Source organism: Shewanella sp. 10N.286.54.B9 (assembly GCF_041468565.1).
Taxonomy (GTDB): Bacteria; Pseudomonadota; Gammaproteobacteria; order Enterobacterales; family Shewanellaceae; genus Shewanella.
This window is the reverse complement of the sequence record NZ_JBFRIY010000021.1, coordinates 33,764-59,804: the sequence shown is the minus strand read 5'-3', so window position 1 is coordinate 59,804 and position 26,041 is coordinate 33,764. Positions and strand designations below refer to the sequence as shown.

The following is a 26,041-nucleotide window of genomic DNA, read 5'->3' as shown; positions in this document are numbered from 1 at the left end:
TTAAAAAGGTGACGCTAATTGGAAAAATGGGTAAGAACAGAGATTATTATTCGGTTTTGTTAAGCGTATTCTGTTTTTAACAAAGCCAATTCAGTAGAATGGCACCAATAAATAAGATGCCCAAGAGTCCAGAACGAGTCAAATGAGCCTTGTAGCAATCGGAATAAATCATAAAACGGCCACGGTCGACCTACGTGAGAAAGTTGCTTTCGCACCAGACAAAATTCATGATGCTATGAAGAGTCTTGCGAAGCACACTCAATCGGGCGAAGCCGTCATTATCTCTACCTGTAATCGGACAGAACTTTACTGTAACAACGGTGAAGAAGCTGATGTTGTCCAGTGGTTAGAAGATTATCATCAACTTTCTCATGCTGATGTTGAGCCTTGTCTTTATCAATTTAAGGATCAGCAGGCAGTTAAACATCTAATGCGTGTTTCTGCTGGACTGGATTCGTTGATCTTGGGTGAACCTCAAATCTTAGGTCAGGTTAAGCAATCTTTTGTGAAAGCTAAAGAAGCGGGTACCGTTGCGACCACAATGGACCGCTTGTTTCAGAATACTTTTTCTGTGGCTAAAAAGATTCGAACGGAAACTGAGATTGGCGCCGCTGCGGTATCGGTCGCTTTTGCCGCCGTCAGCATGGCTAAGCATATCTTCTCCTCCTTGAGTACTACACAGGTATTACTCGTGGGTGCCGGCGAGACCATTGAGCTAGTTGCGCGCCATTTAAAAGATAATGGTGTTAAAGCAATGGTGGTGGCAAACCGAACAATTTCACGTGCAGAAGCAATGTGTGACGAGTTTGGCGCAACCGCGATTACACTCGAACAGATCCCAGATTTTCTCCCTAAGGCCGATATCGTGATATCCTCTACGGCTAGCCCATTACCGATCCTTGGTAAAGGCATGGTAGAAAAAGCGCTTAAGCAGCGTCGTCATCAACCTATGTTGTTGGTAGATATAGCGGTTCCTCGAGATATTGAGGCTGAAGTAGCGGATCTGGATGATGCGTTTCTATATACCGTTGATGACCTGCAAAGCATCATTGAACAGAATATGGCTTCTCGAAGAGAGGCTGCCGAGCAAGCAGAATTAATTGCAGACGATCAATCTTATCAGTTTATGGAGTGGATCCGCTCATTAGAGTCGGTTGACAGTATCCGTGAATATCGTACTCAAAGTATGGCGATAAAAGATGAATTGGTAGAGCGAGCGGTCAACAAGTTGGCCCAAGGCGGTAATAGCGAGCAAGTGTTGCTTGAACTTGCTAACAAGCTGACCAATAAATTGATCCATGCACCGACCCAAGCGCTTACCGCTGCGAGTCGCCAAGGTGATCTAAATTCACTTGGACAATTAAGGACTGTGCTCGGACTAGATAAAGACTAAGGTTAGCGTTTTAATGAAGGACAGTGTAATTCGCAAGCTTGAAGGCTTGCTTGAACGTAATGAAGAAGTGTTGGCGCTACTAAGTGATGCAGGCATTATTGCCGATCAAGAGCGTTTTCGTGCCTTGTCTAAAGAATATTCTCAACTAGAGGATGTTGTTAAAGCTTTTAAATCTTTTCAGCAAGCTGAAGAAGACCTTGAGTCTGCTAAAGAGATGATGGAAGAGGATGATGCCGATCTTAAAGAGATGGCTCAAGAAGAGTATAAAGCGGCTAAAGAGACAATAGAAACTTTAGAGTCTGAGCTACAAATTCTACTACTTCCAAAAGATCCTAATGATGATAATAACTGTTTTATCGAAATTCGCGCTGGTGCGGGTGGTGATGAAGCGGCTATTTTTGCTGGCGATCTATTCCGTATGTACAGCAAGTATGCTGAAAGCAACCGCTGGCAAATAGAAGTTATGAACACCAACGAAGGTGAACATGGCGGCTTTAAAGAAGTGATAGCCAAAATTAGTGGTGAAGGCGTATACGGTAAACTGAAATTCGAATCTGGCGGGCATCGTGTGCAACGTGTTCCAGAAACAGAATCTCAAGGCCGAGTGCATACTTCAGCTTGTACAGTGATCGTTTTACCAGAAATCCCTGAAGCTGAAGCGATTGAGATCAATAAAGCAGACTTGAAAGTTGATACTTTCCGCGCATCAGGTGCGGGTGGACAGCACGTCAACAAAACCGATTCCGCGATTCGTATTACTCACATTCCGACAGGTATTGTTGTTGAGTGCCAAGATCAGCGCTCACAGCATAAAAACCGTGCCCAAGCGATGAGTGTTCTTTCTGCTCGAATTCAAGCTGTCGAAGATGAAAAGCGTCGCAGCGAAGAGGACAGTACTCGCCGAAACCTAGTCAGTAGTGGTGACCGTTCTGAGCGTATCCGTACTTATAACTTCCCTCAAGGCCGAGTGAGTGAGCATCGTATAAACCTTACCTTATACCGCTTAGGTGAATTTATGGAAGGCGATATCGATGTGGTGATTGAACCTCTAATCCAAGAAACCCAAGCGGATATGCTTGCTGCTCTTGGTGAAAGTTAACGGTTATTGGGCAGCGATGCGCTGCCGTTTTCGTTGAATAAGGACATTCCTTGCAATTGACTATATCAGGGGCCCTAAAGTGGGCCTCTTCTCAGTTAGAGGCTATTTCAGATTCGGCTATGCTGGATGCTGAAGTGATGCTGCTACATATTATTAATAAACCTCGTAGCTACCTTTATACTTGGCCTGAAAAAGATTTAGATTCTGCTCAAGTCTCTGAGTTTAAACAGATGCTTGCCAAACGCCTTCGCGGAAACCCCATTGCGCACATTGTCGGTGAAAGAGAGTTTTGGTCGCTGCCATTTAGAGTTAACCCAACGACTTTGATCCCAAGGCCTGATACCGAAATTCTGGTAGAAACCGCGCTTAATCTGCCTCTGGCTGAAAATGCCCGCGTATTGGATTTAGGCACAGGAACTGGGGCGATTGCGTTATCGCTCGCTCATGAGCGCAATGAGTGGCAAGTGTGCGCTATCGACAAGGTTGAAGAAGCGGTTGAGCTGGCGATTGAGAATCGCATTAACTTGAAGCTTGAGCATGTTGATGTGTTTCAAAGTGATTGGTTTGATGCGGTCGAGTGCTACGATTTTAATTTAATTGTGTCTAATCCACCTTATATTGATGAAGAAGATGAGCACCTGTCTCAAGGCGATGTACGTTTTGAGCCGCAAAGTGCGCTAACTGCACCGTTAAAAGGTTTTGCTGATCTGTTTCATATTGCTAGCTGTGCTCGTGATTATTTAGCTCCTGGTGGCTATCTGTTACTTGAGCACGGTTACCAACAAGCGATTGAGCTGAGAGAGAAGCTGATTGAGCTAGGCTATGAAAACGTAGCGACAGTGCGAGATTTTGGCAGTAATGATCGTTGCACCATAGGTCGCTGGCCTAGATAGCCAGCCAAAATAGCGGGTTGATTATGGATAGCAAGGCACTTTATAAGTGCCTTTTTTGTTGCTATCAGCTATGGCTACAAAGCTTTAACCATAAAATACTTACAGCCTGTTTCTGGGTATGCTAATTGTGTCCACTGCACTTGATATCCTCTCGCTTCATAGAAGGGCTTAGCTTGAAAGTTTAGCGTATCTAGAATGGCAAACTTGCAGCCTTTAGCAAGTGCTAAGCGTTCAGCTTCTGCTAGCAGTTGGTGGCCTATTTTTTGCCCTCGTAAGGCCTCAGATACCCACAAATTGTCAATCATTAACCAATTGCCAAAAGTGCGTCCAGAAAAACCAGCTAAAAGCTCGCCAGAGTCATTTTCTAGTTTCAGTCCTAGCGGCAGTCTTTCTGATACTTCCCAATTTTGCCAATTAAACTCTGCAATTTTATCTTCAACGGATTGAGCAAATTCTTTGCTGTTATCGGTAATAAATTGGTTCATCGCTATAAGGTTCCTAGGGGTTCTAGTCGTGAAATCGTATGTTTAAGTTGGTACTTTGTAGGTCGTTATTTAGACGATTAATGTCTGGAAAATGATTATTTGTCATTGCTGCCCGGTACTCTAATATATTTTCATCGAGCAATGAACTAAATCTGCTAAAACTCGGTCTTATCCTTTAATTGCCGCTTGATGCTGCTAATCATTGATATACTTGGAGTGCGTTATCCGCTTTTATTGCAAAACAACAACCACTAGAAATTTAATCGTCATGGTTTTTACTATGCTGGTGATTTTGTGTTTGATGCAAAATAGTGGAATGTTGCGCAGTGTCAATCAGCTTATTGGCAAAGAAATACCGCAATTGAATTTGCAAAGTCAGACAGCGTTGCAGTCTTCGGAAGCGTTAAGCGAGCCGCCTTGTGAGCTGTCTGAAAAATCACTGCGGGTTTGTATCGATGAACCCAATTTGAACCTTGTATTGTTACTGCTGTTTTTTATTCCGCTATTGCCGATTGTTTTTCGGCAATTATCTCGGCTCCTAGATCTACCTGTTTTGCCAAAACCCAGGCGAATACATCTGTGTTTTTGCCGTTTTCAAGAATAACCTCGCTTATGCATATTCAGTTATAATGCTTATCGCTAAATTGAGCTGATATGCGCTTTTGAATTCTTTTACTTTAATGGGGTTTACCAGTATGGGTAATCCTCTGACACATGTATTGACGGCACAATGACTGGATGCGAGGGCTGCCACTCTTTCTAGCCCCAAGTTATATGTCGCTGTGGAGACGAAATTGAAAATCATTAAACACTTTTTGCTTGTGCTTAGCTTGCTATTGTCGAGCTCTGCCTTTTCCCAATCTACTGGTTGGATTGAGAATCCAAATCACCCGCCAGTAAAAGCTAAATTTATGCTAACTGGCGAACTCGATGCTGCCAAGCAAACTTTGCCAGCGGTGTTAGAAGTTAAACTCGAGGGTGACTGGAAAACCTACTGGCGTAGTCCAGGAGAGGGGGGCGTTGCTCCTAGTATTAAATGGGATAAGTCAGGTAATCTTGCCGATGTCAGCTGGGATTGGCCTGCACCAGAAGCCTTTTCGTTACTTGGTTTACAAACATTTGGTTATAAGCATGATGTGGTTTTTCCCATGCAGCTTAAGGTCAAAGATATTAACCAGCCGTTGAAGCTTAAAGGGTTACTCACTTTATCCAGCTGTACCAATATCTGTGTGTTAACGGATTACGACATCAATCTAGATATTGACCTTAAAACCATGACTGCGGATCCTGGAGCGATGTTTGCGTACAACAAGGCCAAAGTTAGCGTACCACAACGTAAAACATCGGCTGATATCAACCTTGGTTGGGACAATGCAAAGCAGCAACTGCAAGTGCTACTTAATGAGGGCGACTGGCAATATCCACAAGTGATTATTGATGGTGAGCCTGATGTCAGTTTTAAGCTTAAGCGTATTGAAACGAACAAAGATGAGCAGGGGAATAAACAGCTTAGCGCTGTGTTTGATGGTAGCAGTTGGTTAGGTGAAACGGATGTTATCGGTAAAAACCTAAATGTGACAGTCATTGAAGCTGACAGCGCCATTGAATATCGTTCTGTTGTGATTGCAGTCGATATTGTTAGCGGCAGTTCGCCGCTATGGACCATGATGCTGATAGCTTTGCTGGGCGGGTTAATTCTCAACGTTATGCCTTGTGTGTTACCTGTTTTAGGGATGAAGTTAAGTGCAGTTGTGGCCGCACCAGAACTTAATAAAGCTCAAGTAAGGCAGCAGTTTTTAGCATCCGCACTAGGGATCTTAGTTTCGTTTTGGTTACTGGCGGCTTTCATTTTGAGCCTAAAGCTGACTGGTCAAGCAATTGGCTGGGGCGTACAGTTCCAGAATCCTTGGTTTATCGGCTTTATGGCGTTAGTGACATCGGTGTTTGCGTTAAACATGTTAGGTGCGTTTGAGATCAACCTACCTTCTAGCCTGCAAACTAAGCTTGCGACCAGCGGTGGCAATGATACTCGTGGTCATTTCCTACAGGGGATGTTTGCCACACTTTTAGCTACGCCTTGCAGTGCGCCGTTTTTAGGGACCGCTGTGGCCTTTGCATTAGGGGCTGATACGCTAACTCTATTCGTGATCTTTACTGCTCTTGCCGTTGGAATGGCGTTGCCGTGGTTGCTGGTGGCCGTTATCCCTCAAGTGGCAAGTTACCTTCCAAAACCGGGACGCTGGATGAATATCGTCAAGGTTATCTTTGCTGGAATGTTATTGCTTACTAGCCTGTGGCTTATTAGTTTGTTAGCCAATTTTGTTGCGGCAACTGCACTCTGGATAGTTGCTGGGCTACTGATATTGCTGTTTGTTGTCTTTATGGCGAAAGTGCATGGTTCTGCTGCTGTGATTGCTACGATAAGTATTAGCATTTTACTCAGTGCTGTAACCGCATTTGCGACTTCAGATAGATGGGCAAGCCCGCTACCAACCGATCTTGAATGGACACCATTGCAGCAAACGGACATCCAGGCCAAAGTCGCTAAAGGACAAACCGTGTTTGTCGATGTGACTGCTGATTGGTGCATTACCTGTAAAGCCAACAAAGTCGGTGTCATCTTACAAGATCCTGTGTACAGCCGCTTAAAGCAAGCAGATATAGAGCTTGTCATTGGTGACTGGACTAAACCATCAGCACCGATAACAGACTACTTACAGAGCCATAATCGCTATGGTGTGCCGTTCAATGTGGTATATGGACCGAACGCGCCTGATGGGATTGAATTACCGGTTATCCTTACTGCAAAGCAAGTGATCGATGCGATTAATAAAGCTTCAACTCAGTTGTAATTGACTTACTTAAAGGCCTTATTCGCTAGCGCTAGCGCTAGCGCTAACGCTAGCGAGCTTCCCAATTATTGATAACTGTTATTGATAATCACCAACTGACGCGTTGAAGGCAGTCAATAGCAGGTTTTTTACGAGAATAACTAGATGAATTTTACCATAAAGATTAAAGCGATTATGGGCGTAACATTAGCCATCATTGCAGCATTTATTACGATACAAGTGATGAGCAGTGCATCTGTAAATGCAGCGGATACGAGTCTTAGTACTGCACAGCAGCAAGAGGTAAGAACAATAATTAAAGAGATGCTGGTCAATGATCCTGATTTACTAAAAGAAGCTGTGATTGCAATGCAAATTCGTCAACAAGGTTCACAGCAAGCAAGTGTGAAATCGCTTATTGCACAGCACCAGCATTCTCTATTTTATAGCGAAACGGATCCTTGGAAAGGCGCTGAGAAGCCAGAACTAACCATGGTTTACTTTACTGACTTTAATTGTCCATACTGTAAGAAGTTGGAGCCTGAGTTGGAAAAATTAGTGACTGAGTTTCCACAGCTGAGAGTCGTCATTAAAATGGTACCGTTACAAGGAAAAGGCGCTGAAGAGGCGGTTGATTTAGCGCAAACTGTTTGGTTGAATGAGCCTGAAAAATACTTAGCAGTTAAAGATACTTTGATGGCGGTTCCGCGAAAGCTTGATTCGGCAACCATCGCTAAAGTGGCTAAGTTAACCAACACTCAAGATTGGTTAAATCAGAAAGACAGTAGAGTCGATAGTATTGTTGATAGTAATCTCCAACTAATGCGTCAGCTTGGCTTTCGTGGCACGCCGAGTATGATCATTGGCGAGCAAGTTATTCCGGGGTTAGTACCATTTGAGACACTTAAGCAGGCGGTTGAAAAAGCGCTTAAGGAGCAAGGCTAATGACCAGCGAAGTAGCGCCTAAATCGATGTTAAGTAGAGTGTTTAATGGGGCAAAGCAACTGGCTATCATGTTGGTTATATTTACCTTATTCTCAGCCGCACTCGATCTGTGGCGCAGTAGAGATATACCCACTGATAATCTACCGGACTTACAAGCTATGACGCTCAACGGCAACGGCGTTGATGTTTTAGCGATGAGTTATCAAGAACCTGTATTGGTTTATTTCTGGGGGACATGGTGCCCGGTGTGCAGCTTTGTTAGCCCATCGGTGGATATTATGGCAACTCACTATTCAGTGGTCACCGTAGCGATGAACTCGGGTAACAATGAGAAGTTAGCTAAGTACTTGGCTCATAAGGAATACGACTTCAAAGTGGTAAATGATGAAAAGGGCCAACTGTCCCATGATTGGTCGGTTAATGTAACCCCGACATTGATGGTGATTAAGGACGGTGAGCTGCAATATTATACCAGCGGCTTTACCAGTTTACCTGGAATGTGGTGGCGTATGTTGCTGGCTTAAGTGGAGCGGGTATATGCTAATAAAAAGGTAACCGAATTGGTTACCTTTTTATTTTGTAGAACAGCAAAGCGTGGGGTTATGTGATCAAAGGTGGCAAAACCCTTCTCTCTTTGGCAAGTGTTCTATACTGGTAAACACAATTGTGTTTAACCCTGCTGGAGCTTGTTATGAGTCATACCTACAAGATTATTGAGCTTACTGGTTCTTCGCCAATTAGTTCCGATGAAGCGATTAAGAATGCTATTGCTGCCGCCAACGAGTCATTGCAGCATTTAAGGTGGTTTCAGGTGACCGAAACCCGAGGGCATTTAGAAGAGGGGATGATTGCGCACTGGCAGGTGACAATAAAAGTCGGGTTTACCCTTAACCCCAAATAATGTGTGTTCTAGTCGATTAAGTTGCGAGATAACAAGGGTTAGGCGTCACGTGTTAATCCTTTTTCGACTGTACGGATAACGCGCTGGGTTTTACGGCTCAACTGTGCTTGTTTAGCGTGTTGTTGTTCAAGTGCCCAGTCGATATGCTCAATCACCATTTCGTCCACTTCATCAGAGAGTCTTCTCGACTCAAGTGCGGCAATAACAGATGCTGCTGTTGGGGCATTACCAAGTGCAATGGCGATATTACGCAGCCAGCGTTTGTGACCAATGCGTCGAATCGCGCTGCCTTCGGTAAGCTTGAGGAACTCGCTTTCGCTCCACGCAAATAAAGTGAGTAATTCAGGTTGTAACAGTGGTTCACGGGTATGGAAATCTTGCTCTTTGGTAAGCGGTGCTTGGCTGTTTACTGGGCATACCAGTTGGCAATCATCACAGCCATAAATACGATTACCAATCGCTTGGCGAAATTCGACAGGGATTGCACCTTGTAGCTCAATGGTAAGGTAGGAGATACAGCGCCGTCCATCAACAATATAAGGCTCAACAATGGCATTGGTAGGGCAGGACTTGATACACGCAACACAGGTATTACAGTCAGCCTTAACGGGCGCATCGACAGGCAGTGGAAGATCGATAAATAGCTCACCGAGAAAAAACCAGCTGCCAGCATCGCTATTGAGCAATAAGCTGTGCTTACCTGTCCAACCTAATCCTGCTTTATCCGCTAACGGGCGTTCCAGTACCGGCGCTGAGTCGACAAAAGGGCGTGAGTTAGGCTTACTAAAGCCCATAGCTTTTAACTCCGCTTCAATTTTATCGCCCAATTTCTTTAGTCGGTTACGGATCATCTTGTGGTAGTCACGACCACCAGCATAACGTGAAATGTAGCCCAAATTGGGATCTTTAAGGTTTGTTGCAAAACCAGCATTGGGTGGCAGGTAATCCATTCTTGCTGAAATGACACGTCGAGTGCCAGGATGAAGCTCATAAGGACGTGCGCGCATCATGCCATGATTGCCCATGTAGCTCATTTCACCGTGGTAGTCATTGTCTAACCACTGTTGTAGTTTGGGCTCTTCGGCTGTCAGATCGGTATCGCAAATGCCTATTTGGGCAAACCCGAGTTCTTGTCCCCAAGTTTTAATCTTAAGGGCTAACTCGCCAAGTAAAATAGGCGTTAAGGTCTCAATTGATGCAAATTGTGAAGGAGTGTCTGACATAGCTCTATTAACGGCTTGAAGTAACGGCTAATAATAGCAGTTATTGAGCAGGAATAGGTATTCTGCCTCCTGTTACTGCATTTTAGCTTGGTTACGGCCACTACTCTTTGCTTGATAGAGAGCATCGTCAGCTCTTTTAAGTAGTTGTGACAATTTATCATCTGAGACATCAAGGCTAGAAACTCCGGCACTTATCGTTAGCGCAAAATGAGCTGGAAACTCGCTAAAATCTGCTCCGCTAACTTTCTTTATTAAGATTTGAGCAATGTCAAAGGTCTGATTTTTGTCCATTCCCGGTAACATTATCAAGAACTCTTCGCCACCAACACGGGCAGCCTGATGATTGGGTAAGAGTATTTCACGGCAGGTATCAGCAAGCAGTTCCAGCGCATGATCACCGACTTCATGGCCAAAGTTGTCATTAATCAGTTTAAAATTGTCGGCGTCAAACGCGATGACGGATAGTGGCAATTTTGCTCTTTGGGCTTCTTCAAAGCAGTGTTGTGCTTTGGTATAGATATAGCGACGATTGGGTAATTTGGTTAAATCATCAGTTAAAGCAAGTGCTGACAATAGTTTGTTCTTTTGAGATTTTTTATAAGCAAAGAAAGATACTATGACGATAAGAAAGCTACCGAGTAAAATAATTATCCCTTGTAGGATTTCATTTTTCTCTAACATAGCGAGCTCTATTTCTCTAAGGTGTTGGTTTTCTATTAGATGGCGGTTCTCGGCCTCAATTTGATCAGCATTGAAGCGAGTACGCATTTCGGTGGTATAACTCGATAGCCGTTTAGTATCGAGTTTTTTGTGTTGTCTTACATATTCGTTAAGGGATAGGTAGGCCTGTTTCCAGTTATTCTGGCTGAGGAATACTTGGCTTTCGACTAACTGTAATTCAGCTAGCCCTCTGATATTTTTAACTCGTTCGAAGGTTTTTCGGGCAATGGCAAGGCTTTGGTGTGCTTCATTTAATTGGTTATTTGCAAGAAGTATTTGAGCTCTAAATAGGTGCATAAAACTGTAAAAGGCTTCGTCTGTAGGTAATACAAAAGGTTCAGCCTCATTGAGAAGTTGATTTGCTTTTTCAATCTTCCTTAGTTTGATTAATGTGCCAGCCATGTTGACTGCAACCATCGCTTGCTCTGATTCTTTGTTATTAACTTTCCAATATAAATGACCTTGCTCAAACAGTTTTTTGGCGCTTTCTAAGTTACCTCGCTCCTCCTCTGAGATTGCTATGGACACTGTTATAGCGTTAGCGGCATCGAGGTCATTACTTTTTATGTAGCTGTCTTGTAACTTTCTATAATAACGAATAGCACTTTTTTGATCGCCAAAACGGCGATAGCTGGTGGCAATCTCGAACAGGTTATAGCTAACCCATGCAGGTAGATTCAAGCTTTGATAGAGAGATTGTGAGGTGATGAGATCCTCAAGGCCCTGGGTAAAGTTTCCTTGGTACGAATGTAAAAAGCCTCGCATACTTCTAGCGTCTGCTATCAGGCGCAGATCCTCTAAGGCATATGCTTGATTCACGGCATCGTTATAGCCTTTAAGTGCTAACTCAACATTACCATTTTGCTCATAATACCAAGACTGACATAGCTCTAAATCTAATTTATGGTTGGGGTATTTAGCTAATTCAGGATTGGTTAATGCATATTGTGCAAATGCAATAGCTTTGGGAACCTGCTCGGCATCATAGGGATCAAATGCCCAGCACCGGGCACGAGTTAGACGCAGTTGCCTTGAAGTATCTTCTTTGGCTACTAATGTTTCTAGCTGTTCAATGTAAGAGTGTATGGCTTGATTGTTACTTATAGTGCCATCATTGAGGAGTGTGAAAATGTCATCAGCTTTTTGGTTATTACTTTGTTCGGCATAGCCTGAATTGTTCACTAAAAGTAAACTGGTCAAAAGCATCATTTTAATCAATAGAAACTGTTTAGGCATATAACGCTTACTTGCTCTCAAAGTCATTGATATTCACTGCTAGCATACACGATATAATATACCTTAGAGTTGTTTTCTGGTAGCTCAGGCGGAGTAATCTATTTTTCTAATGACAAGCTTTTGTATTTGTTAGCCTGAAACTGTATAACAACGCCGAGTTTAAAGGGGTAAGCCTTAAACATAAGGTAATAAAAAAATTTCGAACAGCTAGTAACTGCATATAACCTCTGTCGTTTTGGTTAAATTTACCCTTGAGTTTGCAAAGTGTTTTTTTACATTTGCTTTCCGTCACAGCTTCAATAAAAGGCCTGCCGAAGCCGCTATAACAAAAGGGGAGATAACTTGCTAAACAGGTATAGCGTCAAGTTTTGCCATAGCAAAGTGCCCTAAAGGTAGAGCTCATAGCTCGATGATGGTTTGTTTTTATCTAGACATATTACAGATATATTCGCTGCATTCAGGTTTGACCTGTAGAGCTATGCTCAGAAATAGTCCTCACTTAGCTGAAAGTGATAATAACGACACAGAAGATGCACACCTAGGGCTGCATTGGGGACTTTGTCTGGGCTATACTTAACCGATCCCAAAAGTATAACTTTTATTGCCAACTGCTGGTAACAGCGGCGACGGCATACATATTAGCGGCGTATTTTAAGCCGTACATTAAATCGTAATTGAGAATAAAAAATGACTGAAGTAAACGCTGAATACCGAGCGCGGGCCGAGTTGGTGGCATTAAATGTGTGTAATACCGTTATGCCAATGGATCAGATCCCAGAAAACTTACTTGAGGCTTATGCCAATCTTTGTAATGAATTGATTGAAGATACCGACCTTAAATTCAATAGCGGTTGGGACGCGCTACCTGCAAGTGCCAAAGCACTACTTCCAAAAGAAGATTTTCATGGTTTTTATATTGCCAATGCTTGGTTTCAATTGAGTCGTGTTGCGCAAGATATTGCTGATATGGCTGACACCGATGATGAGATTGCAGAGAAAGAGTACAACGGTATTTTTACTCGCCTGTCTGATGCATCATTAAAAGAGAGTGTTCGAAAACTTAAGAAGTCGCGCACTGACCGTTCTATGTTAAACAGTATTAAAGCGGTTATTGAAGGTAAATAACCACTTATTAACGCTGTCACTATGCAGCTGAATATAGACAAGGTTATGCATTTGCATAGCCTTTTTTATTGCCTTAATCTTCTTGATGCAAGGGTAGGTTGTCTCTGTGACTCTTAATGATATCGCTGGCGCCGAGTGAGTCATCATTTAATGCACTACCGTAGTTCTCTCGGCAATGCTGACAGGGGCTCATGGTATTCACAAAGCGACCTTTCTTAGTGTATTTTCTTATGTAGGCATGAGAGATCTCGACATTACCTTGATGCAACTCGGTTTGGTCTGTAATTTTTAAGCGTAGATTACTCACCGCAGCATCTTCGGCGCACATCAAGTCGTTCGCACGTCCCCATGCTATGACATCCTCGTTAGACTCTGCTGCTATATATCGCGCTGCCGCCCACGGACCGCTGTGGTTACCTGTGGGTTTACCATCTGCAAAGTGAGAAGGTTTATCTGCTAACTGGTATGCCACTCGTTCAAGTTCGTTACTGGGTAACGTATCGGTATATACAGCGCCAAGTAATTTACTTTGTGCAGATATGAAATAGTGATGATTGTGGCTGACCATTAGGTCGCGGCATTGGTATTGCCCTTCAATAACATTGATATTGGTCACTTCGGCAATACTGCCATTTTTTGCCAGTATCCTAGAACCAGCTTTGAGTTCTTTGGCTGTTATCCAGCTTTGTGTACTGAGGAAAAATGTGTGCTCAGCGTTCACAAACATTAAGGTTTTTATGTCACCAATTGAATATTCAATCTCAATCATATCTGCAGCAGGCTTCCATATTTTTGTTTAGTAGGCTGAGGTTAGTCATTAGGTGTGACTAGCAGTGTACGCTTGTTAATTATAACGTTTGCAAGGAGGGGAACAAAGAGTCTAGTCCCCAATAGTCAGTAAGCAAAAAGCAGCCGAGTAAGGCTGCTTATCTTGTAATTACTTCTTAGCTAAGGGCTTGTATCTAAACCCTAGAAAGAGGTTCGCTTATAACGGCGATATTCTGCTGTCCAGAAGTTATCTTCAATAGCTTGAGTCAATAACTCATCGCTAGTTGGCAGAGCATGTCCTTCATCGATAGCCACTTTAGCGACCGCAAAGGCGATATGTTTACTCACTTTATGAATATCTTCAAGTTGCGGCAGCAGTGAACCTTCACCATCGATAGATAACGGCGAGCATTCAGCTAATGCACGACTTGATGCCATCAACATAGCGTCACTGACTCGCTCTGCACCAGCAGCTAGGACTCCAAGACCTATGCCAGGGAAAATATAGCTATTGTTGCACTGTGCGATCTCGTAAGTCACATCGTCAACCACGACTGGCTCAAACGGGCTACCTGTTGCTACCAGCGCTTGGCCTTTAGTCCAGTGTAGAATATCTTTTGGCGTCGCTTCTACGCGGCTTGTCGGATTTGATAGTGGGAATACAATCGGGCGCTCACAATGGCTGTGCATCGCTTTAATTATCTCTTCACTAAATAAACCTGGTGCACCTGATACGCCAATCAATACTGTAGGCTTAGCATTGTTAACCACATCCAGTAGAGAGATATTTTCGCTGAAATTGTCCCAATTTGTTATATCGTCACAATCTTGCGCTAATTTCTGCTGGAACGGCAGTAGGTTTGGCATATTCGATTGCAACATACCCCAGCGGTCAACCATAAACACTTGCTTACGCGCTTGAGTTTCAGTTATCCCTTCTGACACCATTTGTGCCACGATAGCTTCAGCAATACCGCAGCCAGCTGAGCCCGCGCCTAAAAAGGTAATACGTTGTTCGCTGAGCTGAGTATCTGCAGCCTTACATGCGGCCAAAAGCGAGCCAACAGTGACCGCGGCGGTACCTTGGATATCATCATTAAAGCAGCAATATTGGTCTTTATAACGTTCCAATAATGGCATGGCATTTTTTTGGGCAAAGTCTTCAAACTGAATCAGGGCATCAGGCCAGCGGCGATGAACCGCTTGCATAAAGGCTTCAACAAATTCAGTGTACTCTTCACCGCCAATACGTGGATTACGCCAGCCCATATACATAGGGTCTTCGAGCAGATGTGGGTTGTCGGTACCCACATCGAGAGTAATGGGCAGGGTATATGCGGGACTAATACCACCACAGCTGGTGTAAAGAGAAAGCTTACCAATTGGGATCCCCATGCCACCAATACCTTGATCGCCTAGACCAAGAATACGTTCACCGTCGGTTACTACGATGATTTTAACTTTCTGGCGAGTAGAGTTATTAAGAATATCATCGATGCGGTCTTTATTCGGGTATGAGATGAACAAACCACGGTTGCGACGGTAATCTTTTGAGAAACGCTCACAAGCCATACCCACTGTTGGGGTATAGATGATTGGCATCATTTCAGTAATATGGTTTTGCACTAAACGGTAGTAGAGCGTTTCATTGGTATCTTGAATGTTTCTAAGATAGATATGCTTATCTAGATCATTGGTAAAATTCTTATATTGGTCATAAGCACGTGATGCTTGCTCTTCGATGGTTTCAATGACATGGGGCAGCAGGCCTTCAAGATTGAAAAAGATACGTTCTTCATCGGTAAAAGCACTGCCTTTGTTAATCAACGGCGCTTCAAGAATGGCAGGACCGGCAAAAGGAAGATACAGCGGGCGTTTATTATCGTCCATTAGAAACCTTTTCTCTGTTTTTGTTAGTGTTGTGGGGAGCTGTGACATTAATCACCGAAGACTAACACAAAGTGTGATCATTATTGTATTTTGTAGGCGGATAAATTGATTTTTTTAATAGCTAGGTTGTTTTAAACGCCGCGAGGTTTTAGACGTAAAAAAGCACAGCGATTGCTGTGCTTTTTTACGTTCGAAACTAAATATAAGCGAATGCTTACTTTGGACGATGCTTAAGCGAAAGTCCCATCAAGAAGTTACGTAGAACTTGATCACCACAAGGCTTGTAATGCTTGTGACCTGGCTTTCTAAATAAAGCGCCCAGTTCCGATTTAGACATGTTAAATTCGGCGAGGGTCAATGCTTCAAGAATATCGTCTTCACGTAGCTCAAAAGCAACTCTTAATTTTTTGAAAATAAGGTTGTTGGTTAGCTGTGAAAGAGGCTCTGGTACTTCTGCACCAGGCTTGAGTCCGCGCTTGTAGATCACGAAGCCGTCAAGGAACATACACATGGTTTTGTCGTTACAAGGCTGGTAGCCCTCTTCAGACTCTTTTTTCAACATGTCTATCATCTGTTCTTGGGTAACTTCATGCTTAGCCTTGGCAAAAATACGGATCATCTTTGCGTTGCTTAAGTCAAGAATGTAGCGAACTTTACGTAAAATATCGTTGTTAATCATATATGTGCTTTCTTTAATCTATTTGACCACGCGGCTGCGTAGTCATCGCGGCGTATTATAGCAGAAATGCTCAGCGTTTACTTTGCCGCAATTAGAGTTGTGGTAAGGGCTTGTTTACCTGCTTGGTATAACTTGGCGACGGGTCTGTCTTCCAGTAACACCAGCTTATTGCGAATACTTTCACGTAGCTTGTCGTGTAAGCCAAATGTGCGCTGAGTATCGTGTAGATCCCATGAAGTATTTTCCAACACAACGACATTAACGTTCGACTGAGGATAGTAAAGCGCTAGGCTGACATACCCCGGCAGATACCCGCTATGGCTATACTCGGTAATACCTTTGTATTCGTCTAGTTGAGTACCATAACCATATCCGACTTGTCCCCAGCGATGAGTGCGTATGCTGTGGCTGGTGGTCATTGCCTTTAAACTTTTTTCGCTGATCAACTTTCCTGAAAAGAGTGCATATTGAAAATGACTATATGCATCTGCAGACGCCATTATGCCGCCAGCCGGGAGCAATTGCGGCGTAATTTTAACATCAGCATCTTGATAACTCGAAAATGTATTGCCATCTTGCTGATGTATCGTTTCAGCTCTACCAAGCAATAGTTGTGAGTAATGTTTTCTAATTGTCGATGTCTTGCCCAGTTGAGCCGTGAGACCACCTAAAGCCGCTTGCTCATTCAGCGCATTTATCTGCGTTGTGATTGGCTGCTGGTAAACATTCTCAAGTATTTCCCCAAGTAGTGTGTAACCGTAGTTTGAGTATTTAAACTGGCTACCAGGTTCAAATAGTGGTGGCTTACCTGGAGCGATAAGCCCTGACGTATTACTGAGCAGCTGTGAGATGGTGACACTATCAGGAATCGTTGCATCTTTGCTTTGAGCTATGGGCAAATAGCGATTGGCTGAACTTGCTAATTCTAACTTACCGTCATCGACAGCTTTAAGCACTAATGTAGCAGTCACTTGTTTGGAGAGTGAGGCGATAATGAAGCTTGATTGCAGTTTTACATCATCACCAGAAATATAGGTAAATAGCGGTTCATCATCACGCTTAACTATAATGATGCCGTTAAAAGGGCGTTCATTCTGGGCAATGATGGTAGGCAGTTGACTCGCGATATCACTGTTAGCTATCAGGTTCGCACTGGCTTTGTTCGCTGCCCATAGCAACAAGGTTAGCACTAAAATGCTGAACAGAGTTTTAGTTAGAAAATGCATTGGGAGTGTGGCGTTCCGTTATTTAGTCAGCATCCAATAGATGAATAGAACAGCAAAACTTACTAAGTAAGTTAAACCGACCAGAGAGAGTACTCTCATTTTTGCACCATAGCGATCTTCAAGTGGAATTGCTGTGCTGATCATCAACTTATAGTTAAGCCAAGCAAAAATCACTGTAGTCATAAAGGCGAGGATCATAACAAACTCAAGCAGTGGAAGCAGTGCTCCTTTGAAAAATAAGATAATAGCCAGCCCACACAGACTCATTAAACACATCACTATATTGAGTCTCTTTTCGCTGTATCGGCCACCCTTTAATAACTGCCAGCCCATGTTCAGCGTACGGCTATAACCATCAATGACGGTTACTGTGGTGCTGAAAATACATAAAAAAGCCACCATTCCTATTAAGTAGCGGCTTTCGCTGCCCATGACTTTGCTATAGAGACTGATCAATTGTTGAGAAAACTGCACCCCAGATGCTGAAAATGTCTCGCCGCTACCATGCATAACAAGTGTACCTAATGCAAGGAATACAACGGCAAGCAGGGCGGTGACGATATAACCAAAATTAAAGTCGAGAATGGCTTGCTGTTTACTGATTTGTTGGCTTTTCTTCTTTTCAATTAACCAAAGTGAATTCCAAGCGCTGACTTCAATGGGGGCAGGCATCCAGCCCATCATAGCAACTAAAAATCCGATGTAGGCCCATTGCCATGGCGAGGTCGATACAAACCCTGGTTGCACGATTGACGGGGCGTTAAACGCTAAAGCAACCGCGATTAATGTGGTTAAAGTTAATGCCAGCATGATGACTTTAGTCATCTTATCGAGCAGTGCGTAGTGGCCAAAAATAAGGATGGTTAAACTTGATAGAAGTACCAGTAGTGCCAATAGATCAATCGATAACGGTACAAATTGGGTCAACATCGCTGCAGTTAACATCGCCACACCAGCAGTGCTGGCAATGGCTGCAATCACATTAAGACAGGTAAACAGCAGTAAATACTTTCGCCCTTGTTTTAAATAACCTTCAAGTAGGCTTTCACCTGTCGCGGCGGTATAGCGAGCGCCGGCAGCAAAGAAGGGATATTTAAGTATATTGACCGCCAGAATGACCCAAGCCAATTGCCAGCCAAATTCAGCTCCGGCGCGAGTCGATGCGACAAGGTGAGAGGCGCCAATGGCGGCGGCCGCCATTAATATCCCCGGCCCCATAGCCCCTAATAGTGCACCTAAGTGAAAAGAGGGTTTGGATAGTGACTGAGTATTACTGTTGCTCATGGTTTAAATTCTGTCTTATTGATTAAGGGAAGTGCTACGCCAAAGATTAACTTTTACTGTTAGCTTCGATGCGTTTGAGGGTATCAGAGATCTCTTGTAAAAGGCTCACGACACTAGTGTCATTATTTTCATCTTGTACTGGACTGGTTTCAAGTTGGCTGAGTTTCTCTTTCTGCGCCAAGACCTGACTTCTAAAATCTGCAGCATCGACAATTCCGGTTAAATTTAGCAGTGCCCCAGTACCCGATTGCCCAGCGGTTTCAATCGTTAGCTTATGCAGTTTAAACATCCGCATCAGCGGCCCTTGGATAAGTGCCATGTCAGTGATTTTATCTAGTGGTACAGTATTTTCGGTGCGGGTAAAAACCCCTTTGCGGACAATAAGCTTTTTGTCGGTTAACTCAGTGCTCATGTTGGCGATATAACGCTTGGTAAAAATATGGCCTATGGGTAGCCATAGCAGCAGTAACGGCAAACCGACAATCGATAGCGCTAATAAAATGCTAAATGGTGTTAACCAGTATTGTCCAAGGTTACTAACAAATTCCGCCTTCTTGATACTTGTTTCCGTGCTCTGCTGCATACAGTGTCCTTTCAGTGATTGTTGTCCAATCCAAGATTTATTGACTCAGCCTAGCGGGTCAAAGTGACTCAACTGATTACTTTTAATTGTCTTTTATAAACTTAAGCAAATTCGAATCTAATTTAAAGCTATTTAATTATTTTAGGACTAATTGTTAGTTTCCATTTTCGTCTTAACGGAGTAGTTTAATGGTTTTACTGCAGAGGAAGCGCAAGATGATTACTTTATATGGAGTGCCACGTAGCCGTTCACTGAGAGTGTCTTGGACATTAGAGGAGTTAGGGCTTGAGTGGCAATATGAGTTCATTAACTTTTCCAAAGGTGACAGTCGTCATCCCGATTTTCTAGCCATTAACCCTTGTGGAAAAGTACCTGCGTTAATCGATAATGGCAACGTTATTACTGAGTCTGCGGCTATTGCAGTATTTTTGGCTGAAAAATATGGTGAAGGCCGCTTACTACCCAAAGCTGGTTCAGATGCATCAGCACTGCATCATAAGTGGCTAAGCTTTATTACCAATGAGCTTGAGCAGCCTTTATGGACAATTGGTAAGCATAAGTTTGCTATACCAGAGGAGTTAAGACTTGAGGCTATGTTTGCGGTAGCAAAATGGGAGTTTGATAAAGCCGCTGCGATTGCAGAGCTTTGGCTACCTGATAGCGAGTTCTTACTTGGCGATGAGCTCAGTGTCGCAGATATTCTTTTAGGCCACACCTTGTTATGGGCGACACGATTTGAGCAGGATATACCGCCTAAGTTAGCCGCCTACCGAGACAGGATTACGGCTCGAACAGCCATGGTCACGGCTCTTGAGAAAGAGCTGGCGGGCGAAGCTGAGTAGGGTAAGGCACCGAGTCTAATACAAAAAAAGCATCCACCTGGATGCTTTTTTTATGAAAAACGGTTCAATATAAAAGTACTGTAAAATCGTCTTTTATTTTCCGTCTTTGTATATAACCCTAAGGATAAAAGCTAGGTGTTAACGTTATAACTGAGCTGCAGCCCATTTAGCACGATTCTCACGGCTCTCTTTGAGGCCATCTTTGTCGCGGAATGCTTTGTAAGACTCAAAATTAAGCGGGACCAGAACCACTTCCACTTCAAGCATCAATTTACACTCTTTCTTAATACGCCAAGCTGAAGTGTTGTATAGCTCTGCAAGTGGCAGAGTCCCAAGAAACTCGGGGTTATATTGGGCATATAGAGCTTGCGTTGGGTAAACCACAAAGCTCAGTGTACGCTTAGGCTCTTTAGTAAATAGTTCTTCAATACCGTCGCAAGTATTCAGTACCTGCATTTCGATCGCTTCATCAATTTCAATCAGCTTTTTTTGTACAGGCATATGCGCTGGCTTTTCGCCCGCTTCCCATGCAATGACATCGGCTTCTGTGACTTTGCCTATCTCGGCAACTTGGGCGGTGGTTAGCGCAAGTGAGTGACGTAGGTACTGCATTTCAATGGCGTTTAGGCCAAGAACTTTAGACATGGTGTTTCCTTTATTTAATTTGTAGCACTTTAGCTAACTTAGCTACGCATCCAAACATTTTCAGCCCATTCCCAGAATGTTTCCCAGCTGTCCTCTTCTATCTCACCGTCTTGCCATAACTTCACTTCACCTTCTTGGCTGATAAAGAAAAAAGCATCGCCACGTTGGCAGATAGGGACAAATTCACGCGGTAAGCCGATAGACCATGCGTAGGCTGCTACTTCTGGCAAAAAGGTATGGGAATGCGGATCGCTGGCTGTGACAGGCTCTAAACTGCCGACGATCACATCACTGGCTTCCATCAAGTACTCTTTTAAAGCCAGAGGCAGTGGGATTAAGATCTCTTCCTCGACTTCAACAATTTGTTCAAAGGTTGCAAGCTCTAACGGTACAGGAACCGTTTCGCTCATCTCTTGTAGTTGCTCAATGATATCGTTCATATTTTTTCGCGTGTGAAGACTATTGGGCGGGAGTATAGACTTTTATCTGACAAGTCACAAAAAGAGATGTGAGTTGCGGGGCGTATTTTGGGCCCCGCTTAGAGGTTTTAGGCTGCGGCTAGAATATTGGCTTGATCTAAGCGCTTATACCTAAGCCATGCCTTGTGGTAAAGCTTGTGTGACTGCTGGCGTAGCTGGACTATTTTTGCCGCTTCTAAATCATCAAGTTGTCGTAATTGATCTGCGGCATTAGCTTGGATCTGCTGCACTTGTTGGTATACCTCATGTTCATCGCCACTTTTTATCTCTGCGATATCTGCCAAGTGCAATTGGATCTCGGCAATCATCTGTGACTGAGGCAATCTAACCAGCAAGTTGAGATCACGATAACCAGACTCTTTTGGCTCAGCAAAGCGGTTTTTAACTTGAATGATTTGGCTATCAGTTTTAACCAGTGCAAATGCTTGCATCAGGTTTTGTATATCGTTGCTGACAATGCTTGCCCTAACCAGATCGGTAAGTTGGCTAGCATCACCATCGAGTTTGTTTCTGACTTTAGCTTCTGCTCTTTCGCGAGTTTTTACATCAGCGAGAATCGATTGGGTTTGAGTTTGCTCGGTAATGTGGTTTAGCAAATGCGCCAGCTCTTGCTGAGCGCTTGAAGCGTTTGCGTAAAGAGAGTTTAAGTCTGCGCTAGTTTGCCTTGGTTGTTGATACTGTATTGATTCGATAGCGGTGAGGCCATCTAGATCATTGGAAAATGCCAGTTTAGCGTTATAGCTACCTTTTGAGGTATTGATATCGTGTTCGAGAGGCACTGCTTGTGCGAAGGCTGAACGGGTCGAAAGTAGCAATAAGAAAATGAAAAATGTTCGTAATATCCGATTCATAGCTATCCCTTTTAATGGCTGTAGACCTATATCAAATCTGATTGCCTCTCTGGTATAGAAGAGGTACTGCGAATCAGATTTGGTATTAATCTAACCTGTGGATACTGAAGCTATGCTGAATGGCAAATTAACATTTATTCATAATCAGATGTGTGAGCGGATTAGCAAAAAAAAACCGTTGAATGAACTTGTCATCAACGGCTTTTTTATCGCTAATTACGGCGGTTTATATTGCTGTAATTACCAAATTTTAACGCGCTTTTCTGGAGCAATATACATAGCATCACCAGGTTTCACGTCATAAGTGCTGTAAAACTCTGGCATGTTTGAAAGTGCGCCAAGTGAGCGGAACTGTGCAGGTGAATGTGGATCTGTCGCAACGCGATTACGCATTGACTCTTCTTTGATTTTTGCACGCCAGATCTGGGTGAAACCAATGAAGAAACGTTGATCGCCTGTCAGGCCATCAATCACAGGTGCCTCTTGACCATTAAGTGATTTCTTGTACGCACGGTAAGCGATGGTTACACCAGAAAGATCACCAATGTTCTCACCAAGTGTTAGTTCACCATTAACGTGCAGGTCGTCAAATACGGCGTAATCATTGTACTGATCGATTAGGGCTTTACCGCGAGCAGAAAACTCTTTCAAGTCTTGCTCTGTCCACCAATCACGCATATTGCCTTCACCGTCAAACTTAGCGCCTTGATCGTCAAAACCATGACCCATTTCATGACCAATAACCGCACCAATACCACCGTAGTTAACCGCATCATCAGCTTCCATATTAAAGAATGGAGGCTGCAAGATTGCGGCAGGGAATACGATTTCATTCATGGTTGGGTTGTAGTAAGCATTAACCGTTTGCGGAGTCATATGCCATTCCCACTTGCGAATAGGGCTACCGAGTTTTTCTAGCTCGTTCTCATGGCTCAGCTCGCTTGCGCGCAGGTTGTTGCCGAACAGGTCGTTAGCTTTGATGGCTAGCTTATCGTAGTTTTCCCAGCGATCAGGGTAACCAATCTTAGGATCAAACTTAGCTAACTTATCTTTAGCAGCGACTTTAGTGTCAGCACTCATCCACTCTAGTGACTCAATGCTATCGCCGTAGGCGCCACGTAAGTTCTCAACCAAAGTCTGCATGCGTGTCTTAGCTTCTGGCGCAAAGTGGCGCTTAACATAGACTTTACCTACTACTTCACCAAGCAAACCGTTGACTGAAGCGACACCGCGCTTCCAGCGTGGTTGTTGCTCTTCTTGGCCATTAAGTGTTTTAGAGAAGAACTCAAAGTTTTCAGTATCTAGTTCTTCACTTAGGCTACTTGCTGCATGTGTCAGTACTTGCCACTGCATGTAGGTCTTCCAAGTATTTAGGTCAGTCGTCTTGATGACTTCATTCAGTCCTTGGATAAAGCTAGGCTGGTTGATGATGATGTCAGCTTGCTTATCTGCACCAAGAGTAGTCAGGTAACCATCCCAGTTGATATCAGGTGCAAGCGTTGGCAGATCTTTAACTTGATATAAGTTGTAGGTCTTAGTGCTATCACGAGTTTCAACGACATCCCAATGCTTTTCAGCAATTGATGTTTCAAGAGCCAGTACCGCTTCAGCGCTAGCTTTAGGGTTAGCAAGACCTGCAAGGGTATACATCTTTTCGATGTGTGCTACGAATGCCTTACGGATATTTACGAAGCGCTCGTCTTGGTTAAAGTAGTAATCTTTTTCTGGCAGGCTTAAGCCATACTGCCAGATATGTGTTGCATAACGGCTAGAGTCTTTCGCATCGACACCGATGTAAAATGCCATTGGCGTGCCGCCGCCAATCACTTGGCTACGAGCAAAATAAGTCACTAGCTCATCTTTATTCTTAATGGCACTGACTTTATCAAGTTCGCTCTGAATTGGTGTCACGCCCAATTTATTGAGTGTTTCAACATCCATGAATGAACGGTAAAGATCAGCCACTTTTTGCTCATCGCTACCAGCTTTAAGGTTAGGGGTTGCAGCGACTTCTTCGATAATGGCTTTTACGTCATCACGTGATTTTTCACGAAGATCATAAAATGCACCTGTGCTAGTGCGATCGCTCGGGATAGTGGTGTTCTTAACCCAAGTGCCGTTTACATAAGAGTAAAAGTCATCTTGTGGGCGAACTGATTTATCGAAGTTGGCAAAATCGATGCCTGAAGTTAGTGCTTTTTGCACGGCAACTGCGGCTTCTGTTTTGCTTGTTTCTGGTGCTTTAGTGGCTGTAGTGTCGCTATTGCAAGCGCTTAGGCCTACGATAAGGGAAGCGCATAAGCCCCCAACGAGTACTTTTTTCATTTTTCTTCCTTTATATACCGTCAATTTTTTTGTTTTATAAATCAAGCGATGCACTTGTGCTTTTATCTAGATAGCACAAATTACATTGGGTAACACATGTTAAGGTTTTTCAGGCTTTGTGAATACGGTTTGGGGGTAAACTTACCGACTAAATTGAATCAACATGTGTAAGAAAAGGTTTCCTGAACTATTTACCGTCTAAATTTGTCGATGTTTATTAGCGCATTAAGTTATGAATGCCTCTACAGCAGTGATAAACGTAGCCTTAAGTATTGGCAAAACTTTGCCCTTTACATCTGTAGCCCTCATAATGTCGGCCATTATGATCATATAGCTGAGTATTACTGTGCGTTTAGATAAATTTATTTGTGAGTCAACTTCCCATTCTCGTGTTTCTGCGAAGAAAGCACTGCATCGTGGGGATGTCACTTGTAATGGTGAGGTGGTTAAAACTTCAGGTTTTAAAGTGACTGACGAGCACGAAATTCGTTTAGAAGGTGTGATACTAAAAGTTATCGGCCCGCGCTTTATTATGCTCAATAAGCCTGTTGATACTATCTGTTCAACCATAGATGAAGAGTATCCATCAGTTATAGGCTTGCTTGATGTGATTCGTCCTGAAGATCTGCATATTGCAGGTCGTTTAGATGCAGATACCACAGGGTTAGTACTTATCACCACTGACGGCAAATGGTCACACAAGATTACTTCACCAAAGAAAGAGTGTGGCAAGCGTTACTTGTTAGAGACTGCTGACCCACTAACTGAAGATTTAGTTGAGCAGTTTGCTACTGGGCTGCAACTCAATAATGAAGATGGTCTAACTAAGCCTGCCATACTTGAACTGTTGGGTACTCATCAAGCACGTTTGACCATTACTGAAGGTAAATACCATCAAGTTAAACGTATGCTGGCAGCTGTCGGTAACAAGGTGACTAAGCTTCATCGTGAAGTTGTTGGAGAGATAGAGCTTGATAGCACGCTTGAGCTAGGTGAATGGCGCTTTCTAACAGAGAGCGAAATTAATTCTGTTAAGTAAGATTTTTAGCGGTTTCACTATTGTTCGGTGGTACAGATTAATTGTGACGGTCTGATTAAGCTTTATTGGAAATAAGCCAATCAGACCTCATTTTTCAGTTCCATACCAACGTTATGACCATACTTAATGCAATTGGCATAAGCCATATTGCAGTCGCTCATTTTTTACTAAATAAAAAATGAGCGAAGGCCATTCTTGAGTGTTCTTAAAAGCCAAAAACACTCCTTCAGGCGAGTTTTAGAGGCTCTGATGCTGCGTTAATGAACTTGAACGTAGAATAACTATGCTCTTCATTCATTGCGAACCACATGACCTAGCATGTTCCTGACATGCTTAAGGCATTCCCTCCATCCCTGGAGGTCAGACGTGGTGAATGTCATTCATGCACGACTATATGGTCTATTTTGTTCCATACAAAATCAGACATTCCCTCCCTCCTTGGAGGTCTGATATAGGAGGTACGAGACCAAGGATGGTCGAAGGTAGAATAATGCAGGAGCAATTATCGAGAGTAACGCAGGAGCAGTTACCGAGGAGCATTTAATGACCTTACCTCAAAGCCGCTAAACTCTCGCTGAG

The 26,041-nt window shown here is 43.4% G+C and carries 23 protein-coding genes; 10 read left to right on the top strand and 13 right to left on the bottom strand.

Translation table 11 applies throughout. The features are described 5' to 3' along the window. The first annotated feature begins 142 nt into the window (after nt 1-142). The 3 genes from hemA to prmC are packed head-to-tail and all read left to right on the top strand — an operon-like array spanning nt 143 to nt 3,385. Nucleotides 143-1,393 (top strand): glutamyl-tRNA reductase, encoded by a 1,251-nt coding sequence (hemA, locus tag AB4135_RS08070; RefSeq protein WP_371991883.1) that lies wholly within the window; start codon nt 143-145, stop codon nt 1,391-1,393. 13 nt (nt 1,394-1,406) lie between these two features. After that, the gene (gene prfA, locus AB4135_RS08065) at nt 1,407-2,492 is read left to right on the top strand and encodes a peptide chain release factor 1 (protein WP_371991881.1); all 1,086 of its coding nucleotides are present in this window, start codon (nt 1,407-1,409) and stop codon (nt 2,490-2,492) included. A 50-nt stretch (nt 2,493-2,542) separates the two neighbouring features. Next, nucleotides 2,543-3,385, top strand: a complete 843-nt coding sequence (prmC, locus tag AB4135_RS08060; protein ID WP_371991879.1) for a peptide chain release factor N(5)-glutamine methyltransferase — start codon at nt 2,543-2,545, stop codon at nt 3,383-3,385. 74 nt (nt 3,386-3,459) lie between these two features. Here the strand turns inward: prmC and AB4135_RS08055 are convergent, their stop codons facing one another. Then, nucleotides 3,460-3,870 (bottom strand): GNAT family N-acetyltransferase, encoded by a 411-nt coding sequence (locus AB4135_RS08055; protein WP_371991877.1) that lies wholly within the window; start codon nt 3,868-3,870, stop codon nt 3,460-3,462. A 782-nt stretch (nt 3,871-4,652) separates the two neighbouring features. Between AB4135_RS08055 and AB4135_RS08050 the strand changes: the two genes are divergently transcribed. The 4 genes from AB4135_RS08050 (at nt 4,653) to AB4135_RS08035 (ending at nt 8,547) form a co-directional block, all read left to right on the top strand. Further along, nucleotides 4,653-6,722, top strand: coding sequence for a protein-disulfide reductase DsbD family protein (locus AB4135_RS08050; protein WP_371991875.1), 2,070 nt, complete (start codon nt 4,653-4,655; stop codon nt 6,720-6,722). Between the two features lie 144 nt (nt 6,723-6,866). After that, nucleotides 6,867-7,646: a thioredoxin domain-containing protein gene (locus tag AB4135_RS08045; protein WP_371991873.1), complete on the top strand. Its 780-nt coding sequence runs from the start codon at nt 6,867-6,869 to the stop codon at nt 7,644-7,646. After that, on the top strand, nt 7,646-8,170 hold the full coding sequence (locus AB4135_RS08040) for a protein disulfide oxidoreductase (RefSeq protein WP_371991871.1): 525 nt from the start codon (nt 7,646-7,648) through the stop codon (nt 8,168-8,170). Before AB4135_RS08045 ends, AB4135_RS08040 begins: the two co-directional genes overlap by 1 nt. A 167-nt stretch (nt 8,171-8,337) precedes the next feature. Further along, on the top strand, nt 8,338-8,547 hold the full coding sequence (locus AB4135_RS08035; RefSeq protein ID WP_371991869.1) for a dodecin: 210 nt from the start codon (nt 8,338-8,340) through the stop codon (nt 8,545-8,547). A 38-nt stretch (nt 8,548-8,585) separates the two neighbouring features. Here AB4135_RS08035 and queG read toward each other — a convergent pair whose 3' ends face one another. Both queG and AB4135_RS08025 read right to left on the bottom strand, forming a co-directional pair. Then, nucleotides 8,586-9,770 (bottom strand): tRNA epoxyqueuosine(34) reductase QueG, encoded by a 1,185-nt coding sequence (gene queG / locus AB4135_RS08030; RefSeq protein WP_371991867.1) that lies wholly within the window; start codon nt 9,768-9,770, stop codon nt 8,586-8,588. A gap of 72 nt (nt 9,771-9,842) precedes the next feature. Next, nucleotides 9,843-11,753, bottom strand: coding sequence for a diguanylate cyclase (locus AB4135_RS08025; RefSeq protein WP_371991865.1), 1,911 nt, complete (start codon nt 11,751-11,753; stop codon nt 9,843-9,845). A gap of 660 nt (nt 11,754-12,413) precedes the next feature. On the opposite strand from AB4135_RS08025, the gene AB4135_RS08020 reads away from it, so the two are divergent. Continuing rightward, nucleotides 12,414-12,851 carry a DUF3069 domain-containing protein gene (locus tag AB4135_RS08020; RefSeq protein WP_371991863.1) on the top strand — a complete coding sequence of 146 codons (438 nt, stop codon included), beginning with the start codon at nt 12,414-12,416 and terminating at the stop codon, nt 12,849-12,851. Between the two features lie 73 nt (nt 12,852-12,924). On the opposite strand, the gene AB4135_RS08015 is transcribed toward AB4135_RS08020, so the two are convergent. The 6 genes from AB4135_RS08015 to AB4135_RS07990 form a co-directional block, all read right to left on the bottom strand. Continuing rightward, entirely contained in the window at nt 12,925-13,620 is a 696-nt protein-coding gene (locus AB4135_RS08015) for a polymorphic toxin-type HINT domain-containing protein (protein ID WP_371991861.1), read from the bottom strand. A gap of 200 nt (nt 13,621-13,820) precedes the next feature. Continuing rightward, entirely contained in the window at nt 13,821-15,509 is a 1,689-nt protein-coding gene (locus tag AB4135_RS08010; protein ID WP_371991859.1) for an NAD-dependent malic enzyme, read from the bottom strand. 214 nt (nt 15,510-15,723) lie between these two features. Beyond that, nucleotides 15,724-16,188: a DUF1456 family protein gene (locus tag AB4135_RS08005; protein WP_020913893.1), complete on the bottom strand. Its 465-nt coding sequence runs from the start codon at nt 16,186-16,188 to the stop codon at nt 15,724-15,726. 77 nt (nt 16,189-16,265) lie between these two features. Next, nucleotides 16,266-17,414: a serine hydrolase domain-containing protein gene (locus AB4135_RS08000; protein ID WP_371991857.1), complete on the bottom strand. Its 1,149-nt coding sequence runs from the start codon at nt 17,412-17,414 to the stop codon at nt 16,266-16,268. An 18-nt stretch (nt 17,415-17,432) separates the two neighbouring features. Then, nucleotides 17,433-18,698: an Nramp family divalent metal transporter gene (locus tag AB4135_RS07995; protein ID WP_371991855.1), complete on the bottom strand. Its 1,266-nt coding sequence runs from the start codon at nt 18,696-18,698 to the stop codon at nt 17,433-17,435. Between the two features lie 46 nt (nt 18,699-18,744). Then, a complete protein-coding gene (locus AB4135_RS07990; protein WP_371991853.1) occupies nt 18,745-19,281 on the bottom strand; it encodes a PH domain-containing protein in 537 nt (178 codons plus the stop codon). Nucleotides 19,282-19,496: 215 nt separating this feature from the next. On the opposite strand from AB4135_RS07990, the gene AB4135_RS07985 reads away from it, so the two are divergent. Continuing rightward, complete coding sequence (locus AB4135_RS07985) at nt 19,497-20,123, top strand: glutathione S-transferase family protein (RefSeq protein WP_371991851.1); 627 nt, start codon at nt 19,497-19,499, stop codon at nt 20,121-20,123. A 144-nt stretch (nt 20,124-20,267) separates the two neighbouring features. On the opposite strand, the gene AB4135_RS07980 is transcribed toward AB4135_RS07985, so the two are convergent. From AB4135_RS07980 to AB4135_RS07965, 4 genes are all read right to left on the bottom strand, one after another. After that, on the bottom strand, nt 20,268-20,768 hold the full coding sequence (locus tag AB4135_RS07980; RefSeq protein ID WP_220739039.1) for a DUF4447 family protein: 501 nt from the start codon (nt 20,766-20,768) through the stop codon (nt 20,268-20,270). A 38-nt stretch (nt 20,769-20,806) separates the two neighbouring features. Next, a complete protein-coding gene (locus tag AB4135_RS07975) occupies nt 20,807-21,208 on the bottom strand; it encodes an SMI1/KNR4 family protein (RefSeq protein ID WP_371991850.1) in 402 nt (133 codons plus the stop codon). A gap of 107 nt (nt 21,209-21,315) precedes the next feature. After that, nucleotides 21,316-22,098 (bottom strand): RelA/SpoT domain-containing protein, encoded by a 783-nt coding sequence (locus tag AB4135_RS07970; RefSeq protein WP_371991848.1) that lies wholly within the window; start codon nt 22,096-22,098, stop codon nt 21,316-21,318. Between the two features lie 240 nt (nt 22,099-22,338). Then, nucleotides 22,339-24,423 (bottom strand): M13 family metallopeptidase, encoded by a 2,085-nt coding sequence (locus AB4135_RS07965; RefSeq protein ID WP_371991846.1) that lies wholly within the window; start codon nt 24,421-24,423, stop codon nt 22,339-22,341. A 346-nt stretch (nt 24,424-24,769) separates the two neighbouring features. Between AB4135_RS07965 and rsuA the strand changes: the two genes are divergently transcribed. Continuing rightward, on the top strand, nt 24,770-25,462 hold the full coding sequence (gene rsuA / locus AB4135_RS07960) for a 16S rRNA pseudouridine(516) synthase RsuA (protein WP_371991845.1): 693 nt from the start codon (nt 24,770-24,772) through the stop codon (nt 25,460-25,462). Nucleotides 25,463-26,041: the final 579 nt, after the last annotated feature.